12 protein-coding genes are annotated in these 16,590 nt (G+C 72.0%); 11 read left to right on the forward strand and 1 reads right to left on the reverse strand.

Annotated features, from left to right (window positions below; translation table 11 throughout):
* Positions 1-3: 3 nt before the first annotated feature.
* The gene (locus tag CR162_RS08170) at positions 4-2,181 is read right to left on the reverse strand and encodes a GumC family protein (protein ID WP_176559770.1); all 2,178 of its coding nucleotides are present in this window, start codon (positions 2,179-2,181) and stop codon (positions 4-6) included.
* A 603-nt stretch (positions 2,182-2,784) separates the two neighbouring features.
* On the opposite strand from CR162_RS08170, the gene CR162_RS08175 reads away from it, so the two are divergent.
* From CR162_RS08175 to CR162_RS08225, 11 genes are all read left to right on the forward strand, one after another.
* Entirely contained in the window at positions 2,785-3,999 is a 1,215-nt protein-coding gene (locus tag CR162_RS08175; RefSeq protein ID WP_099095050.1) for a hypothetical protein, read from the forward strand.
* Complete coding sequence (locus tag CR162_RS08180) at positions 3,996-4,856, forward strand: aldo/keto reductase (RefSeq protein ID WP_099095051.1); 861 nt, start codon at positions 3,996-3,998, stop codon at positions 4,854-4,856. The genes CR162_RS08175 and CR162_RS08180 overlap by 4 nt, the downstream gene beginning before the upstream one ends.
* Positions 4,853-6,565 (forward strand): FAD-dependent oxidoreductase, encoded by a 1,713-nt coding sequence (locus tag CR162_RS08185; protein WP_099095052.1) that lies wholly within the window; start codon positions 4,853-4,855, stop codon positions 6,563-6,565. The genes CR162_RS08180 and CR162_RS08185 overlap by 4 nt, the downstream gene beginning before the upstream one ends.
* A complete protein-coding gene (locus CR162_RS08190; protein WP_099095053.1) occupies positions 6,565-7,821 on the forward strand; it encodes a glycosyltransferase in 1,257 nt (418 codons plus the stop codon). The genes CR162_RS08185 and CR162_RS08190 overlap by 1 nt, the downstream gene beginning before the upstream one ends.
* 9 nt (positions 7,822-7,830) lie before the next feature.
* Entirely contained in the window at positions 7,831-8,877 is a 1,047-nt protein-coding gene (locus CR162_RS08195; RefSeq protein ID WP_099095054.1) for a class II aldolase/adducin family protein, read from the forward strand.
* 17 nt (positions 8,878-8,894) lie between these two features.
* A complete protein-coding gene (locus CR162_RS08200; protein WP_099095125.1) occupies positions 8,895-10,604 on the forward strand; it encodes an NTP transferase domain-containing protein in 1,710 nt (569 codons plus the stop codon).
* Positions 10,601-11,191, forward strand: coding sequence for a phosphatidylinositol-specific phospholipase C/glycerophosphodiester phosphodiesterase family protein (locus tag CR162_RS08205; RefSeq protein WP_099095055.1), 591 nt, complete (start codon positions 10,601-10,603; stop codon positions 11,189-11,191). Before CR162_RS08200 ends, CR162_RS08205 begins: the two co-directional genes overlap by 4 nt.
* Complete coding sequence (locus CR162_RS08210) at positions 11,182-13,296, forward strand: glycosyltransferase 87 family protein (RefSeq protein WP_099095056.1); 2,115 nt, start codon at positions 11,182-11,184, stop codon at positions 13,294-13,296. The genes CR162_RS08205 and CR162_RS08210 overlap by 10 nt, the downstream gene beginning before the upstream one ends.
* Positions 13,297-13,307: 11 nt before the next feature.
* Positions 13,308-14,057, forward strand: a complete 750-nt coding sequence (locus tag CR162_RS08215) for an HAD family hydrolase (protein WP_099095057.1) — start codon at positions 13,308-13,310, stop codon at positions 14,055-14,057.
* 67 nt (positions 14,058-14,124) lie between these two features.
* On the forward strand, positions 14,125-15,249 hold the full coding sequence (locus CR162_RS08220; RefSeq protein WP_099095058.1) for a glycosyltransferase family A protein: 1,125 nt from the start codon (positions 14,125-14,127) through the stop codon (positions 15,247-15,249).
* On the forward strand, positions 15,249-16,577 hold the full coding sequence (locus CR162_RS08225) for a hypothetical protein (protein ID WP_099095059.1): 1,329 nt from the start codon (positions 15,249-15,251) through the stop codon (positions 16,575-16,577). Before CR162_RS08220 ends, CR162_RS08225 begins: the two co-directional genes overlap by 1 nt.
* Positions 16,578-16,590 lie beyond the last annotated feature (13 nt).

Genomic DNA, 16,590 nt, shown 5'->3' on the forward strand with positions numbered 1-16,590 from the left:
GGATCAGGCGCCCGGCGCGGGCAGGCGCTTGAGGTCCGGCGTCGTGCTCCGGGCATAGCCCGCGTAGTAGCCCAGCGGGTCCAGCCGGCCCGGCCGCACCCGGGTCAGCACCGTGGCCATGCGCGCCCGCATGGAGCGCGGCAGGCGGCGGATGGCCTCCAGGACCATGGTCCGCGGCGCCCGCTCCCAGCCGACCGCGAACAGCACGGAGTCCGCGTGCTGCGACAGCACCACCGCGTCCGCCACCCGCATCACCGGCGGGCTGTCCATGATCACCAGGTGATATTCGCGCCGCGCCCGGCTGATCAGCTCGGCGAACTGGCGGGATTCGATCAGCGCCTGCGGGTTGGGCGAGGAGCGGTCGGAGAGCAGCGTGTGCAGCCCCGAGCGCTCATCCACCTGCACCGCGTCCTCGAAGCGCGTCTCGCCGTTCAGCACCGCCTCGATGCTGCGGCCCGGCCAGGGCGCGCCGAAGATGGTGGACATCTGCGGCCGGCGCATGTCCGTCTCCAGCAGCAGCACCCGCAGCCCGTCGGCGGCGGAAAGGCGGGCCATGGAGGCGGCCACCGTGCTCTTGCCGTCGCCGATGCCGGGCGAGGTGACCAGCACCGTGTTGGCGGGGCCGCCGCCGGCCACGGACTGCATGGTCAGGCGCAGGGCGCGCAGCGTCTCGGCGATGCCGGACTGGCCCTGCTCCATCACCAGCCCCGGCATCCGACGGCGCCGGCCGCTGCCCAGGGCGGGCAGGCTGCCGGCGTTCTGGATGCCGGTCAGCGTCACCAGGTCCTGCACCGAGTTGATCGTGCCATGCGTCATCCGGCGCAGCACCAGCAGGCCGCCGGCCAGGAAGAGGCCGATGAAGCCACTGAACACCGCGACGACCGAGGCCGGCGGGCCGTTCGGGCGGAAGGGCACGGCGGCGGGCGAGATGACGCGGGCGGCCGGGAACTGGGCGGATGCCAGGCGCGTCTGCTCCGTGCGGGTCAGGAAGGCCTGGTAGACCTGCCGCTTGGCATCCGCCTCGCGCGTCAGCTGCGCCAGGATCACCTCCGCCTGCGCGCCGCTGCGGGCGGCGGTGGTGGTGGTGTTCAGCGCGGCCTGCGCGTCCTGGAGCCGGTCGCGCGCGGCATCCACCTCGCGCCGCAGCGAGGCGACGATGCGGCCCGTCTCCCCGGCGATCTGGCGCTGCAGGTCGCGCAGCTCGGCCTCGGCGGCCAGGCGGTCGGGGTGGCGCGGGCCAAGGCGCTGGCCAAGCGTCGCGGCGCGCTGCACGATCTCCGCCTCGCGGTCGCGCAGGCTCTGGATCACCGGCGAGGCGAGCGCCTCGGTGGAGGCGCTGCCGCGGCCGCCGGAGCGGTTCACGCTGTCGAGCGCCGCCTGGGCGCGGGCCAGCTCCTGGCGGGCCACCGCCACGCGGGCCTGCTGCTCGTTCAGCTGCAGGGCGCCGAGCGAGCCCTGGGCGGTTTCCAGCAGGCCGCTCTCGCGGCGGAAGGCCTGGATCTTGCGGTCCGCCTGCTCGACATCCTCGCGCAGCGCGTTCAGCCGCTCGGTCAGCCACTCATTGGCCTGCAGGGTGGTGTCCCGCTTGGCCGACACCTCGAGCGAGATGTAGCGGTCCATCAGGGTGTTCACCACCTGCGCCGCCTCGTCGGGCGAGTCCGACAGGTAGCGCACGCGCACCACGTTGCTGTTGTCGGCGGTGCGGATCTCGAGCCGCCGCTGCATCTCCTCGATCGCCAGCGCCATGCGGTCGAGCGGCTGCTCCGCCTCGGCCGGCAGGGGCGGCAGGCCGTCGATCGTCTCGCTCCACCAGCGGCCGGCGGAGGCCACCAGCCCCCGCGCCCAGTCCGCCGCCTCGCCCACCGCGCGGGAAAGGCCGCTCTCGGGCTTCTCCTGCTGGTCGAGGCCCAGCGTGCGGACCACTTCCTCGGCCAGCCGGCGCGAGCGGAGGATGTCCGCCTCCGTGCGGATCCGCTGCATGCCGGCGGGGGCGTTCGCCACCGTCTGGTTCAGCTCGGGGATGGGTGGCTCGCGGTTCTCGACCAGCAGCAGACCTTCGCTGGCAAAGCGGACCGGCAGCGACTTCGCGATGGCGAAGCCGAGCACGGCCGTGACGAAGGCGGCGAGGGCCAGCGTCAGTTTGCGTCGCCACAAAAGGCTCAGGAGATCGGTCAGGCGCATAGGGTTTGCCTCATAAGGCCACTGGACAATCGCGGAAGTTGCCAAGGCTGGGCAGCGGCGGAGCGCAGGAAGATCCGGCGCCATGCTGAGGCCCGCAGGGTTCAGCGTTTAGTAAACACAACCTTTACGGTCTGTCCAAATAATCGTCCTAGCCTCACACAAAAGTGGCTGGTGATTGATAATGTGTCTGTCTAGAGATCGCGTGACGTCAATTTGAGCCCTGTCCCGGCCTCCCGCCGGCGCATGCTCGTGATGTCCGCCCGCCTGATGCCCACCTGCCCGGCGCCTTGCTTGCCGCGCCGCGAAATCCGGCACTTCACGCCTGGAGAACGGAATGTTGTTGGTCCCGACTGCCCTTTCCGGATCGGCCGCCCGCGGAAACGCATCGGTGTGCGACCGCCGCGCGGGGGGAAGCGGCCGGGCCTTGCCCTTCTGGTCCCAGCATAGTGTTTTGTGCAGCGCAAAAAAATCGGTAAGACGCCCCGGATCGCCCGGTTCATCGCGCATTCGCGTGATCTCTCCCCTCCTGACGGTGCAAATCCACCCATGATGCCACCCCTGCGGCCGGGCCTGCGGATTTCAGCGGAATCCGGGGATGCCCGGATGGTGCGCCGCTGCCTCGTCGCGGCGCTGTTCGCCTCGATCTTCCTGCAGCGCTTCGCGATCCCCATCGGCGAGGATGGGCTGGCCATCAACCTTCTGGTGACGCTGGGGGTGCTGGCGCTGCTCGCCATCCGCGGCGCCTTCACGCTGGACCCCGTGCGGACGGTGATGTTCTTCGCCCTGGGCACGGCCATCTCGCTCAGCACGGCGCTGAACGCGGGCAACGCGTCGCTGCCGTCGATGGTGCTGATGCTGGTGATGTACGCGCCCTTCGTGCTGGCGCTGAACGTCACCGACGGCGTGTTCCGCGGCTGCGTCAGCGCCTTCCAGAAGATGGTGCTGGTCTGCGCGGTGTGCGGCGTGGCGCAGTTCGTGGCGCAGTTCGTGGTGGGCAGCGAGAACCTCTTCACCTTCCACGGCCTCGTCCCCGAATCCCTGCTGCTGCCCAACTTCAACACCGCCAACCCGCTCACCTGGGATTCGCCCTATTACAAGAGCAACGGCTTCTTCCTGCTGGAGCCCTCCACCTTCTCGCAGTACCTGGCCATCGCCATCGTGCTGGAGCTGCTCTTCTACGGCGTGACCCTGCGGCTGCTGGCCTTCGCCGTCGCCCTGCCCACCTCCTATTCCGGCACGGGGCTGATCCTGCTGCTGCTCCTGCTGCCCTGGCTGCTGCTGCACCTGCGCGCCTATGGCGCCATCGTGGGCGGCCTGGCCTTCGTGGGCGTGGCGGTGATCTTCGGCAGCCTGTGGAACATCGAGGTGCTGCTGAACCGCATCAACGAGTTCCAGTCGGAGGATTCGAGCGCCAATGCCCGCTTCGTCGCCGGCGCCTGGCTGATCGGGGAGTTCCTGCTTTCCTCCGCGCGCGACGTCGTGTTCGGCCTCGGCCCTGGCTCCTACGCCCAGCACACGCCGCTCGTCTCCTACGAGGCGCACGACCCGGCCTGGGCCAAGATGCTGTTCGAGTACGGGCTGATGGGCTCGGCCATCTTCTGGCCCTTCTTCTTCATCTCCCTGTTCAGCAACCCGCCCTCGCGCTGGATCAGCACGGCGCTGCTGATCGGCTACTTCACCTTCGGCGGCATGCTGCTCGATCCGAGGCTGCAGATCATGATCCTGGTGTTCTGCGTCTGGCCGAAGCAGCCCGCCGCCGCGCCCGCACATGAGCGCCCGAGCTGGGCCCCCACCTTCAACAGCCGGCATGCCGCATGACACTTCCCCTCATCTCCCTCGGCCATCGTGGCGGGCTCCGCGCCTCCGCGGTCGGCCTGGGGTGCAGCCGGCTGGGCTCCACCCTCGGCGGCTGCACCGGGCCTGACGCGCTGCGCCTGCTGCGCCACGCCCTCGATTCCGGCGTCACCCTGCTCGACACCGCCAACATCTACGGCCAGGGCGAGAGCGAGCGCCTGATCGGCGAGGCGGTGCGGGGCCGGCGCGACGATGTCGTGCTCGTCACCAAGGCCGGGCAGCGCTTCACGCCCGCGCAGCGCGCGGCCAGCCTGGTCAAGGCGCCGCTGCGCTTCCTGGCCGGCCATGTGCCGGCGCTGCGCCGGGCCATCGCCGGCCGCCGCGCCGGCCTCCTGCCGCGCGACGTCTCGCCGGAGCACCTGCGCGCCTCCATCGAGGCCAGCCTGCGCCGCCTGCGGACCGACCGCATAGACCTCTTCCTGCTGCACAGCCCCAGCGCCGCCATGGTGCGCGAAGGCGCCGCCTTCACGATGCTGGACGCGCAGGTGAAGGCGGGCAAGCTGCGCGCCTGGGGCATCTCCTGCGACGACGCCGAAACGGTGGAGGCGGCGCTGCGCGTGCCCTCCGCCGCCGTGCTGCAGGTGCCGCTGGCGGTGGCCCGCGCCATGCACCCGGCGCTGGACCACGCGGCGGCCCAGGGCGCGGGGCTGATGCTGCGCGAGATCTTCGCGGGCCAGGCCGCCTCCGCCGCGGCACGGGCCCAGGCCATTGCCGAGGCGCTCGGCCACCGCAACGCCATCGCCCTGGTCGGCACCACCTCGCCCGCGCATCTCGACGAGGCGCTGCGCCACGCGCGCCAGACCCTGGAGCTTCCCGCGTGATCCTCGACGCGCTCTCCCTTCCCCCCGGCACGGCGCTGGAGGCCGATCTCTGCATCGTCGGCGGCGGCGCGGCCGGCCTCACCCTGGCCAGCGCGCTGGAGGATTCGGGCCTTTCGGTGCTGCTGCTGGAAGCCGGCGGACGCAAGTTCGACCCGAAGTCGCAGGACGGCCTGCAGGGCAGCGTGGCGCCCGGCTCCAGCCATTCGCCGCCGCACATGTACCGCCGCCGCGTGCTCGGCGGCGCGACCGCCATCTGGGGCGGGCGCTGCGTGCCCTTCGACCCGATCGACCTGGAGCGGCGGGACTGGGTGGAGGGAAGCGGCTGGCCCCTCCCCTGGGAGGAGCTGGCCTCCTACTACCCGGCGGCGCAGGAGCATTGCGAGGCCGGCGCCTATGCCTATGACGTCGGCACCGCCCTGCCGCCCGGCGCGCCGCCCACCATCGAGGGCTTCAGCGATCCCGACCTCGTCTCGGACCGGCTGGAGCGCTTCAGCCGGCCGACCGATTTCGGCAAGTCCACCTTCGCCCGCCTCGCCGCCGCGGCGCGGGTGCGTATCCTGCTGAACGCCCATGCGGTGCGGCTGGCCGCCGATGGCGGCCCGGTGGAGCGGCTGGAGGGCGCCAGCGCCCCGGGCCGCGGCTTCACCGTGCGCGCGCGCCGCTACGTGCTGGCCACGGGCGGGCTGGAGGTGCCGCGCCTGCTGATGGCCTCCGACGATTCGCGGCGCGGCGGCCTGGGCAACGAGGGCGGCGCGCTCGGCCGCTTCTACATGTGCCACGCCGAGAACACGCTCGGCCGGCTGCGCCTGAACCCGGCCGGCCGCCCCGTCGCGCTGGATTTCGAGGTGACGGAGGACGGCACCTATGTCCGCCGCAAGTTCGGCCTGTCCGCCGCCGCGCAGCGCCGCGAGGGGCTGCTGAACACCATCTTCCGCCTGCACTACCCGCTGATCGCCGACCCGGCGCATGGCAGCGGCGTGCTGTCCGCCATGTATCTGGTGAAGGACGCCATCCTGCCGGAATACCGGCGCAAGCTCGCCACCATCGAGATCGCCAATCGCGGCCGGATGAAGCGCGACGCCGCCTTCTGGGCGCGCCACATGGCGAATGTGGTGCTGGATTCGCCCGGCGTGCTGAAGTTCGGCCAGGCCTGGCTGCGCAAGCGCACCTTCGCCAGCCGCAAGCTGCCCTTCGTGGTGGTCCGCTCGCGCGATGGCAGCTACCCGCTCGACGTCAATGCCGAGCAGGTGCCCAACCCCGACAGCCGCGTCACCCTGACCGCCGAGCGGGATGCCTTCGGCCTGCCGCGCCTGCAGGTGGACTGGCGCCTGCACCCCCAGGACATCGACAGCCTGGTGCGCAGCATGCGCGTGGCGCGCGACGCCTTCGCCCGCTCCGGCACCGCCACGCTGGAATTCGACGACGCCACCATCGAGGACGAGGTGCGCGCCTCCACCCCCGTGGGCGGCCACCATATCGGCACGGCGCGCATGGCCGCCTCGGCGCATGAGGGCGTGGTGGACGCCGATTGCGCGGTGCATGGCGTGCCCAACCTCTATGTGGCCAGCGCCGCGGTGTTCCCCACCAGCAGCCACGCCAACCCCACCCTGACGATCGTCGCCCTCGCCCTGCGGCTGGCCGATCACCTGAAGGCCTGCGCCGCGCGCGACGCCGCTCCCGCCGCCCAGGCCGTCCCGGAGCTGACCTGATGACCCGTTGCCTCTGGCTCGCCCGCAGCCTGCCCTTCCCGCTGACGGCCGGGGACCGCATCTACACGGCCAAGCTGGCGGGCGCGCTGGCCTCGGCGGGGGTGGAGATCACCTTCGCGGGCTTCGCGGGCGACGCGCCGGTCCAGCCCATCCCCGGCATCGCCTGGCACACCGTGCCGGGCGGCCCGCGCGGCCGCGTGCCGGCGCTGGCCAGCCCGATGCCGCTGGTCGCCGCGCGCCACGACACCCCCGCCTACCGCGCCGCGCTGCGCGATCTGGCGGCCAGGGGGCCGTGGCAGGTGGTGGTGGTGGACCAGTACGGCATGGGCTGGGTGCTGCGGCACCGCCACCTGTTCGAGGCCGGCCGCCCCGCCTTCGTCTTCGTCACGCACGACCACGAGGAGAGCGTGACCCGGATGCAGTGGGAGGACGCCACGGCCAGCCCCGCCAAGCGCCTCTATCTCGGCCAGAACTACCTCAAGACCCGCTGGTTCGAGCGCTGGATCGCGCGCCGCTCCGACCTCGTCACCACCATCACCCAGCACGACGCCGACCTCTTCGCCGCCAACGCGCCGGGCGTCGCCATGCTGCCGCTGGTGCCGGGCTATGACGGGGTGCGGGTGGAAAGCCGCGAGATCACGGCCGGGACGCCGCGCGCGGTGGTGCTGTTCGGCTCCTATCGCTGGTCCGCCAAGCAGGCCAATCTCCGCATCTTCCTCGACCATGCCGACCCCGTGCTGTCCCAGGCGGGGATCGAGATCCGCGTCGTCGGCGACATGCCGGACGAGCTGCGCCAGCAGCTCGAGGGCCGCTACAGCTCAGCGCGCTTCACCGGCTTCGTGGACGACCCGGCGCCGCACCTCGCCGGCGCGCGCATGGCCGTGCTGGCCGAGCCGATCGGCGGCGGCTTCAAGATGAAGCTGCTGGAATACGTGTTCAACCGCGTGCCCGTGGCGGCGCTGACCGCCTGCGCCAGCGGCCTGCCGGAGGATGTGCGCGCCGAGATGCTGCTGGAGCCGGAGCTGGACGGGCTGATGCGGCGCGTCATCGCCGGCATCGACGACGTGGCGGACCTCAACCGCCGCCAGCAGCGCGCCTTCGCCGCCGCCCAGCACGCCTTCGACTGGCGCGAGCGCGGCCGCCTGCTGCGCGACGCCATCGCCGGGCGCCGCGGCGCGGCCGCGCGCGGCGCGGGCCTTTCGCCGCAGCCGGACTATGTGCCGCTCCGCGCCACGCCCAACCCCGGCAAGGCCTGACCCCGGCCGATGACCTCCTCGCTCGCCGGAGTGCTGGCGCCGCTGGCGGCCCTGTCCGCGCGCCTGGGCATGAACCGTGACCTGGTGCAGGGGGCGGGCGGCAACACCTCGCTGAAGCGGGGCGAGGCGGAGCTGTGGGTGAAGGCCTCCGGCACCTGGCTTTCGGCGGCGGAGCGGCAGCCCATCTTCGTCGGGCTCGACCTGCCCGGGCTGCTGCGCCGGATGGCAGCGGGCGAGGCCGAGCCCGCCCTGCCGGCGCTGCTGGACCCCGCCGGCACGCTGCGCCCCTCCATCGAGACCACGCTGCACGCGCTGCTGCCGCACCGGGTGGTGCTGCACGTGCATTCGGTCAACGCCCTGGCCTTCGCCCCGCGCGCCGACGGGGAGGCGCTGGTGGCCGGGCGCCTCGCCGGGCTGCGCTGGGCCTGGATCCCCTATGCCAAGCCCGGCCTGCCGCTGACCCGCGCGGTGCAGGCCCGCATGGCGTCCGCGCCCGACATCCTGGTGCTCGGCAACCACGGCCTGGTGGTGGGCGGCGGCAGCACGGAGGAGGCGGAGGCCCGGCTGGATGAGGTGGAGCGCCGCCTCGCCACCCCCGCCCGCCCCGCGCCGCCAGCCGACCTGCCCCTGCTGGAGCGGCTGGCCGGCCTTTCGGGCGGCCGCTACCGCCCGGCGCGGCTGGCCGAGGCCCATGCGGCGGCGACCGAGGCCGCCAGCTTCGCCATGGCCGGGCGCGGCGCGCTCTACCCGGACCATGTGGTCTTCCTCGGCCCCGCCCCCATCCCCACCCTTGCCCCGGACCGGGCGGCGGAATGGCTGCGCCAGCCGCCCCCGCTCCTCTCCGCGCCCGCCCTGGTGCTGGTGGGCGGCGCCGGGGCGCTGCTGCGGGCGGACCTCGGCGCGGGCGCGGAGGAGATGGCCGCCTGCCTCGGGCTGGTGCTGCCGCGCCTCGACCCCGCGGCGCCCCTCACCGTCCTCGGCCCCGCGCAGGAGGCGGAGCTGCTGGACTGGGACGCGGAGAAGTACCGGCAGTCGCTGAACGCAGCCCACCCATAGATATGGACCGCCAGAGCATGCAGATCGTCATCCCCATGTCCGGCTTCGGGGAGCGCTTCCGGCGCGCCGGCTATCCGGTGCCCAAGCCGCTCATCGAGGTGGATGGCAAGCCGATCATCGCCCATGTGCTCGACCTCTTCCCGGGCGAGACGGACGTCACCTTCATCTGCAACGCCGACCACCTGGCCGAGCCCTCCTACCGCATGGAGGAGATCCTGCGCGGGCTGTGCCCGACGGGGCGCATCGTCAGCGTGGCGCCGCACAAGCTGGGCCCGGTGCACGCCGTGCTGCAGGCCATGCCGCATCTCGACCCGGCCAAGCCCACGGTGGTGAACTACTGCGACTTCACCTGCTTCTGGGACTGGCAGGACTTCAAGGCGTTCACCCGCGAGACCGCCTGCGCCGGCGCCATCCCCGCCTATCGCGGCTTCCACCCGCACTCGCTGGGCTCCACCTTCTACGCCTATCTGCGGCACGAGAATGGCTGGGCGAAGGACATCCAGGAGAAGCAGCCCTTCACCGACCGGCCGATGGAGGAATACGCCTCCTCCGGCACCTACTACTTCGCCTCCGCCGCCCTGCTCCGCCACTACGCGGAGGAGACGATGCGGCAGCGCATCCAGGTGAATGGCGAGTACTATGCCAGCCTCGTCTACAAGCCGATCTTCGCCGACGGGCTGCCGGTCGCGGTGTATGAGCTGCAGCACTTCATGCAGTGGGGCACGCCGGACGACCTGGAGGAATACCGGCGCTGGTCGCGCGCCTTCGCGGCGCTGGCGGAAGGGCCGGTCCCGCCCGCGCAGCCGGGCGCGGTGCTGGTGCCGATGGCCGGCGCCGGCCAGCGCTTCCGCGATGCCGGCTACGAGCGGCCCAAGCCGCTGATCCCCGTTTCCGGCCGCCCCATGGCGGTGCAGGCGGCGCTCGACCTGCCGCGGGCGGAGCGCCGCCGCTTCATCCTGCGCCGCGACCTGCCCTTCCTGGAGACGGTGACCGGCGCGCTGGAGCAGGGCATCCCCGGCGCCGAGACGGTGCTGCTGGAGACGCTGACCGAGGGCCAGGCCAGCACCTGCCTCGCCGGCATGGAGGGGCTGGACCTCGACGCGCCGCTCACCATCGGCGCCTGCGACAATGGCGTGCTGTTCGATGCCGGCCGCTTTTCCGCCCTGATGGCGGAGGGCGGGCCGGACGTGCTGGTGTGGGGCGTGCGCGGCCATCCCGCCGCCGCCCGCCGCCCGAACTCCTATGGCTGGATCGACGCCGACGCGGAGGGCCGCATCCGCCGCGTGGCGGTGAAGGAGCCGCTGGCCGACCCGGCGCGGGACCCGATCGTGATCGGCGCCTTCACCTTCCGCCGCGCGCGCGACTTCGTGGCGGCGGCGGAGCGCATGATCGCGCGGGGGGTGCGGGTGAACGGCGAGTTCTACATCGACACCTGCGTCAACGACGCGGTGGAGATGGGCCTTTCCTGCGCGCTGTTCGAGGTGGGGCACTATCTCGGCTGGGGCACGCCGGACGAGCTGCGCAGCTTCGCCTACTGGCAGTCCTGCTTCCACAAATGGCCGCAGCACCCCTACCGGCTGGAGCGCGACCGCCGCGTGCCGCCCGCCGCCGTGGCGGCACTGGAGGCTCGTTACGCGGCGCCCCGCCCGCCCCGCCCCGAGCCCGCCCGGGCCCCTTCCTGGTCGCTCCCCCGCCAGGCCGCGCCACAGAACGAGGACCGCGCATGATCCGCATCGCCCATCGCCGCAACACGCCGGAACAGCTCGCCGCGACGCCGGCGGAGCTGGGGGTGGAGGTCGATATCCGCAGCCAGGGCGAGCGGCTGGTCATCCACCACGACCCCTTCGTGGCGGATGCGCCGGATTTCGAGGAATGGCTGGCGGGTTACCGGCACGGCACGCTGATCCTCAACGTCAAGGAGGAAGGGCTGGAGGACCGGCTGCTGGCGCTGATGGCCGCGCGCGGCATCGAGGACTTCTTCTTCCTCGACCAGTCCTTCCCCTTCCTCATCCGCACCGCCCGGCGCGGCGAGCGGCGCTGCGCGGTGCGCGTTTCCGAGTTCGAGACGGTGGAGACCGCGCTGAGCCTGGCCGGCATGGTGGAGTGGGTGTGGGTGGACTGCTTCACCCGCTTCCCCCTCTCCCGCCCCGACGCGGAGCGGCTGCGCGCGGCGGGGATGCGGCTCTGCCTCGTCTCGCCCGAGCTGCAGGGCCGCACCGACCCGGCCGAGATCGCCGCCCTGCGCGCCCTGCTGGCGCGGGAGGGCATCGAGGCGCAGGCCGTCTGCACGAAGGCACCCGATCTTTGGCGCTGATCCCCCTCGATCTGCGGACCAACCGCTGGTTCCTGCTCGGGCTGGCCATCCGCGTCGCGGCGGTGGTGATGCTGGTGCCCGAGGTGCAGGCGCAGTGGTTCACGCCCTTCATGGCCAGGACCCTGGCCGCGCCCGGCCTCGACCCGTGGACCGGCTTCCTGCACCATGGCGGGCAGGTGCCGGAGTTCTTCTACGGCCCGGTCATGTACCTGTTCCACGCGCCCTTCACGGCGCTGGGCCTGCTGGCCGACCGCCTGGCCGGCAGCGGCACGGCCTTCACCGGCATCGCGCTCGGCTTCAGCCTGCTGGCGGCCGACCTCGCCCTGCTCCTCGTGCTGCGGCGGATGCATGAGGGGCAGGAGGAGCGGGTCCTGCTGTTCTACTGGCTCTCGCCGCTGGTGCTGTTCATCACCTACTGGCACGGCGACACGGACCTGGTGCCGACCCTGCTGCTGGCGCTTTCCCTGCTGCTGCTGCAGCGCAACGCGCCGCGCATGGCGGGGGTGGTGCTGGGGCTCGGCATCGGCGCCAAGGTCAGCATCCTCGCCGTCGTGCCCTTCCTGCTGATCTTCCTGTGGAGCCACCGCCGGCACCGCGACACCATGCCGGGCTTCCTGCTGGCCTGCGCGGGCGTGGCGCTGCTGCTGCTCGTGCCGCCGCTGCTGTTCTCGCCCGCCCTGCAGCAGATGCTGGCGAGCAATCCGCGCCTGCTGGTGGCCAATCCCGGCATGGCCTCCATCCTCGACGTCGACATCATGCTGGGCGGCGGGCAGAAGCTCTACATCATGCCCATCGTCTACCTGCTGGGGCTGTATGGCGCCTGGAAGGTCGGGCGGATGAGCTTCGGCCTGCTGCACACCGTGCTGGGCGTGGCCTATCTGGTGGTGCTGCTGCTCACGCCCTCGGCCGTCGGCTGGTATCTCTGGCTCATCCCCTTCCTGGTGGCCTTCCAGCTGCGCGCCGGGCCACGCGCCGCGGGGCTGGTGCTGGTCTTCACCCTGGTGCTGATCGCCGCCAAGACACTGATCACCGCCGCCCCCGCCGTGCCCCTGCTGGGCCTGCCGCTGGGCTGGCTCAGCCTGCTGCCGGCCGACATGATGACCTCGCTGCGGCTGAACTCGCTGATGGCCTCCGTGCTGATGGGCCTCGGCATCGTGCTGGCGCTGACCATGCTGCGGCGTGGCCTGGACGAGAACGATTTCTTCGGCCTGTCGCAGCGCCCGCTGGCCATCGGCATCGCCGGCGACAGCGGCACGGGCAAGGACACGCTGGCGCTGGCCATGGCCGGGCTGTTCGGCGAGGGCGCCGTCACCGGCATCTCGGGCGACGACTACCACCTGTTCGAGCGGCGCGGGAAGCTGTGGCAGGCCTTCACCCATCTCGACCCCCGCGCCAACGACCTCGAGGCCTTCACGCGCGACGCGCTCTCGCTGCTCGCCTGGCGGCCGATCATGTGCCGCCACTACGACCACGCCACGGGCCTGTTCACCCCGCCGCGCCGCATCCAGGCCAGCGACGTGGTGATGGTGACGGGCCTGCACGCCCTCTACCCCCCCGCCCTGCGCGAGCGGCTCGATGTCGGCCTCTATCTCGACATGGACGAGGGGCTGCGCCGCTTCTTCAAGATCCGGCGCGACGTCGGCCAGCGCGGCCACAGCCTGGAGCGCGTGCTGGCCTCCATCGAGCGCCGCATGCCGGACTACGAGGCCTTCATCCGGCCGCAGCGGGACCATGCCGACGTCGTCCTCTCGCTGCTGCCGGCCGACCCGGTGCTGCTGGAGGACCCCGACCATGCCGGCCCGATGCCGCTGAAGCTGCGGGTGCGGATGCGCCGCGCCACCAGCCTGGACCGCCTCGCGCGGCTGCTCATCGCGCTGTGCGGCGCGCAGGTGGACGTGACGCAGGCGGGCGCCAACACCATGGCCGAGCTGGTGATCGACGGCAGCGACGTGAAGCCGGAAGACATCCACTTCACCGCACTGCAGCTTGTGCCGCATCTGGAGGAGCTGCTGGCCCGGCGCCCGGCCTGGCAGCCGGGCATGACCGGCATCATGCAGCTCATCGTGCTGCTGCAACTGGCCGAGCTGACCTCCAAGCGGCGCTGAGGACGAGACCGATGAAGATCCTGAACCCCGACGCCCTGCGCGAGAAGCCGCGCGCCATCCTCTTCGACCTCGACGACACGCTCTACGAATATGCCGGGCCGCATGAGCGGGCGATGGCGGCGGTGCGCTCCAAGGTGGAGCGCTCCCTCAAGGTGGTGCCCAGCCAGTTCAACCACGCCTTCCGCCAGGCGCGCGAGGAGGTGAAGCGGGCGCTCGGCAGCACGGCCAGTTCCCACAACCGCCTGCTCTACTTCCAGCGCATGATCGAGCTGCTCGGGCTGAACAGCCAGCCCGCCATCGCGCTGGACCTGGAGCAGACCTACTGGCGCACGCTGATGACCACGGCGCGCCTCCATCCGGGCGCCGAGGAGACGCTGATCGAGCTGCGCGCGGCGGGCCTGCCGCTGGGCCTCGTCACCGACCTGACGGCGCAGATCCAGTTCCGCAAGCTCGTCTATTTCGGCATCGACCGCTATTTCGACATCGTCGTCACCTCCGAGGAGGCGGGCGTGGACAAGGTGGGGCTGAAGCCCTTCGAGGTGGCGGCCGCCAAGCTGGAGCTGCAGCCCGGCGACCGCATCTGGTTCATCGGCGACGCCGAGTGCGACGTGGTGGCCAGCAAGAAGGTGCTGAACGCCGCCACCTTCCAGAAGCTGCACCCTGGCGCCAGCGCGCAGCATGTGCATGACGGCGTGGATGCCACCTTCCACGCCTTCGCCGATTTCCGCGACTGGGCGCGCGGCATCGTCGCTTCCGCCTGAACGGCGCGCCCCCTGAACAGGCCCCGCTCCGCCGGAGCGGCGCCGCAGCAACCGGAAGGCTGACGCCATGACGGAATTCGTCGTCTCGGCACGCGAGGACCTCTACCGCCTGAAGCGGATGCGCGGCCTCTCGCGCGTCGTCATCCACACGCAGCGCCTCGTCTACCGCAACCTGATGATGCACGCGCTGAAGTATGGCGTGTGGGCGCTGGAGCCCGGCGGCACGCTGCTGGTGCGCGACCGCTCGCCCAACGTGTTCGACCTCTGGCCGCGCTTCGTGTCCTTCAAGCTGATCCGGCAATGGACCTACAAGGCGCTGGCGCGGGACGCGGCGCCGGTGCGGCTCGATGCCGCGGCGGGCGAGATCGAGCTGGTCCGCACCCGGCCGCACACGCCCCCTGGCTGGAGCGCGGGCGTGGTCTTCTCCGGCCAGGCGGCCGAGTTGCCGCGCCTGCGCGAATGCCTCGACGCCCTGCTGCGCCAGCCGGAGCTGCTGGCGGAGAACGGGGGCGAGATCATGGTCAGCGGCCCGGCCGCGGCGGCCGGCTGCCTGGAGGGCTACCCGCAGGTCCGCTACCACGTCCACGAGATGCCGCCCGGGCCGCGGGTGATGATCTGCGGCAAGAAGAACGCGCTGATCCGCGCCCTGCGCGGGCCGCGCGTGGCGGTGATGCACAGCCGCATCGTCCTCGCGCCCGACACGCTGCGCCACGTCCCGCCAGAGTTCGAGATCATCACGCCGCGCGTGCTGTCGCAGGGGGCGGCGGGCATGGAGGACTATCTCTCGCTCGGCGTGCATGACAGCGGCATGCCGGGCCACGCCCCGCGGCTGACGCCCTCCAGCCTGCGCCGCGCCACGCCCGAGCGCTATCTCGACCTCTACGAGCAGGGCTACCCCTATGTGGATGGCGGCCTGTTCATGCTGCGCAAGGACGTCCATGACCGCTGCCCGCTGAACGAGGACGTCGCCTGGGACGAGGCGGAGGACCTGGAATGGTGCAACCGCGCCCTGGCCGCCGGGCTGCTGATCGACCTGGCACCTGAGGCGAGCGCGGTCTCGGCGGTGGGCAAGCTGCGCTCCCTGCCCCTGCCGCCGCGCGTGATGCGCTGGGTGCGCGACGCCAAGTTCGCCGCCTATGCCGGGCGCCACCGGCTGCGCGACCGGGCCGAGCGCTGGCTGGGGCGGCGCTGATGCTGCGCAACGCCGCGCTGCGCAAGTCGCTCACCTTCTTCCTGCTGAAATCCGCCAACACCGCGCTGGCGACGCTGTGGAGCTTCCTGCTCGCCTACAGCCTGGTGCGCATCGTGGGGCTGGAGGACTACGCCTTCTTCGCCACGGTGATCGCCTTCGCCTCCCTGGTGCTGCAGGCCGATCTCGGCATCTCCATCCGCCTCTTCGGCCGCATGCGGCAGGACTTCCTGCATCCCGGCCAGGCCTCGCGGCAGGATCTCGGCAGCGCCGCCATGGCCGCGCTCTGGTCCTATGCCGCGCTCGCGGTGCTGGCCACGCTGGTGTTCGGGCTGGTGGTCTGGGCCGCCGGGCTGGGCAACGAGGCCTACCGCCCGCTCTACCTGCTGCTCTTCCTGGGCTCCGCCCTGCCGCTGCCCTGGATGATCCTGCGCGTCACCGCCAATGCCTTCGACGCCTATGTGATGACCGAGGCGATCGACTTCGTGCGCCGCTCCGCGCTGTTCGGGCTGACCCTGGCGCTGCTCGCCGGCCTGCCGCTGATGGCCTATTCGCTCGCCTTCGTGGCGCTGTGGCTGGCGGGGCTGCTGCTGTTGTTCCTGCTGGCGCGCCGGCGCGTGCCGCTGCTCGCCCAGGCCGGGCTGCGCGCGGGGCACGGATTCGCCGTGCTGCGGCGGGACCTGCACGGCATCGCAGCCTCCGCGCAGCTCTCCATCTCCGAGTTCCTGATCTACATCTTTCCCTACTACGCCATCCCGATGATGCACCGCGACGCGCTGGCGCTCGTCGCCTTCGACATGTTCTACAAGGTCACCCGCTTCGCCACCACGGCCTACCTCACCGTGTCCGAGACGCTGCTGCCGCACCAGACCCGCGCCTGGCACGCGGGCGACATCGCGGGGCTGTGGCGCACGCTGCGCCTGGCCTTCCTGCTCGGCCTGGTGCCGATGCTGGGCGGAATCGGCGTGATCGGCCTGTTCGGGGAGCGCTTCTTCGGCCTGCTGCTGGGCGATGCGGGCGTGGTGTCGCCGGCGGTGCGGGCGGCGATCTGCGTCATGCTGGCGCTGATGCTGGTGCAGACCCTGTCGGGCGCGGTGCTGGCGGCGACGGGGCATCTGGCGCCGCTTGCCCGGCGCGCCTCGCTCACGCTGCTGGCCATGCTGGGCTTCGCCGCGCTCACCGCGTGGCAGGGCTGGCCGGTCGAGCTGTTCATCGCCGGCTATGTGGCGCTGTATGGCTGCGAGGCGCTGGCCTATCTGGTGCTGCTGCTCGGCACGATCCGGCGCCTGGAGAAAGGCTCCTCGCCCGCGGGGACCCCCATAGGGGTCTGAGGGCCCCCGCGGC

It is taken from the genome of Teichococcus rhizosphaerae (assembly GCF_002631185.1).
Taxonomy (GTDB): Bacteria; Pseudomonadota; Alphaproteobacteria; order Acetobacterales; family Acetobacteraceae; genus Pseudoroseomonas; species Pseudoroseomonas rhizosphaerae.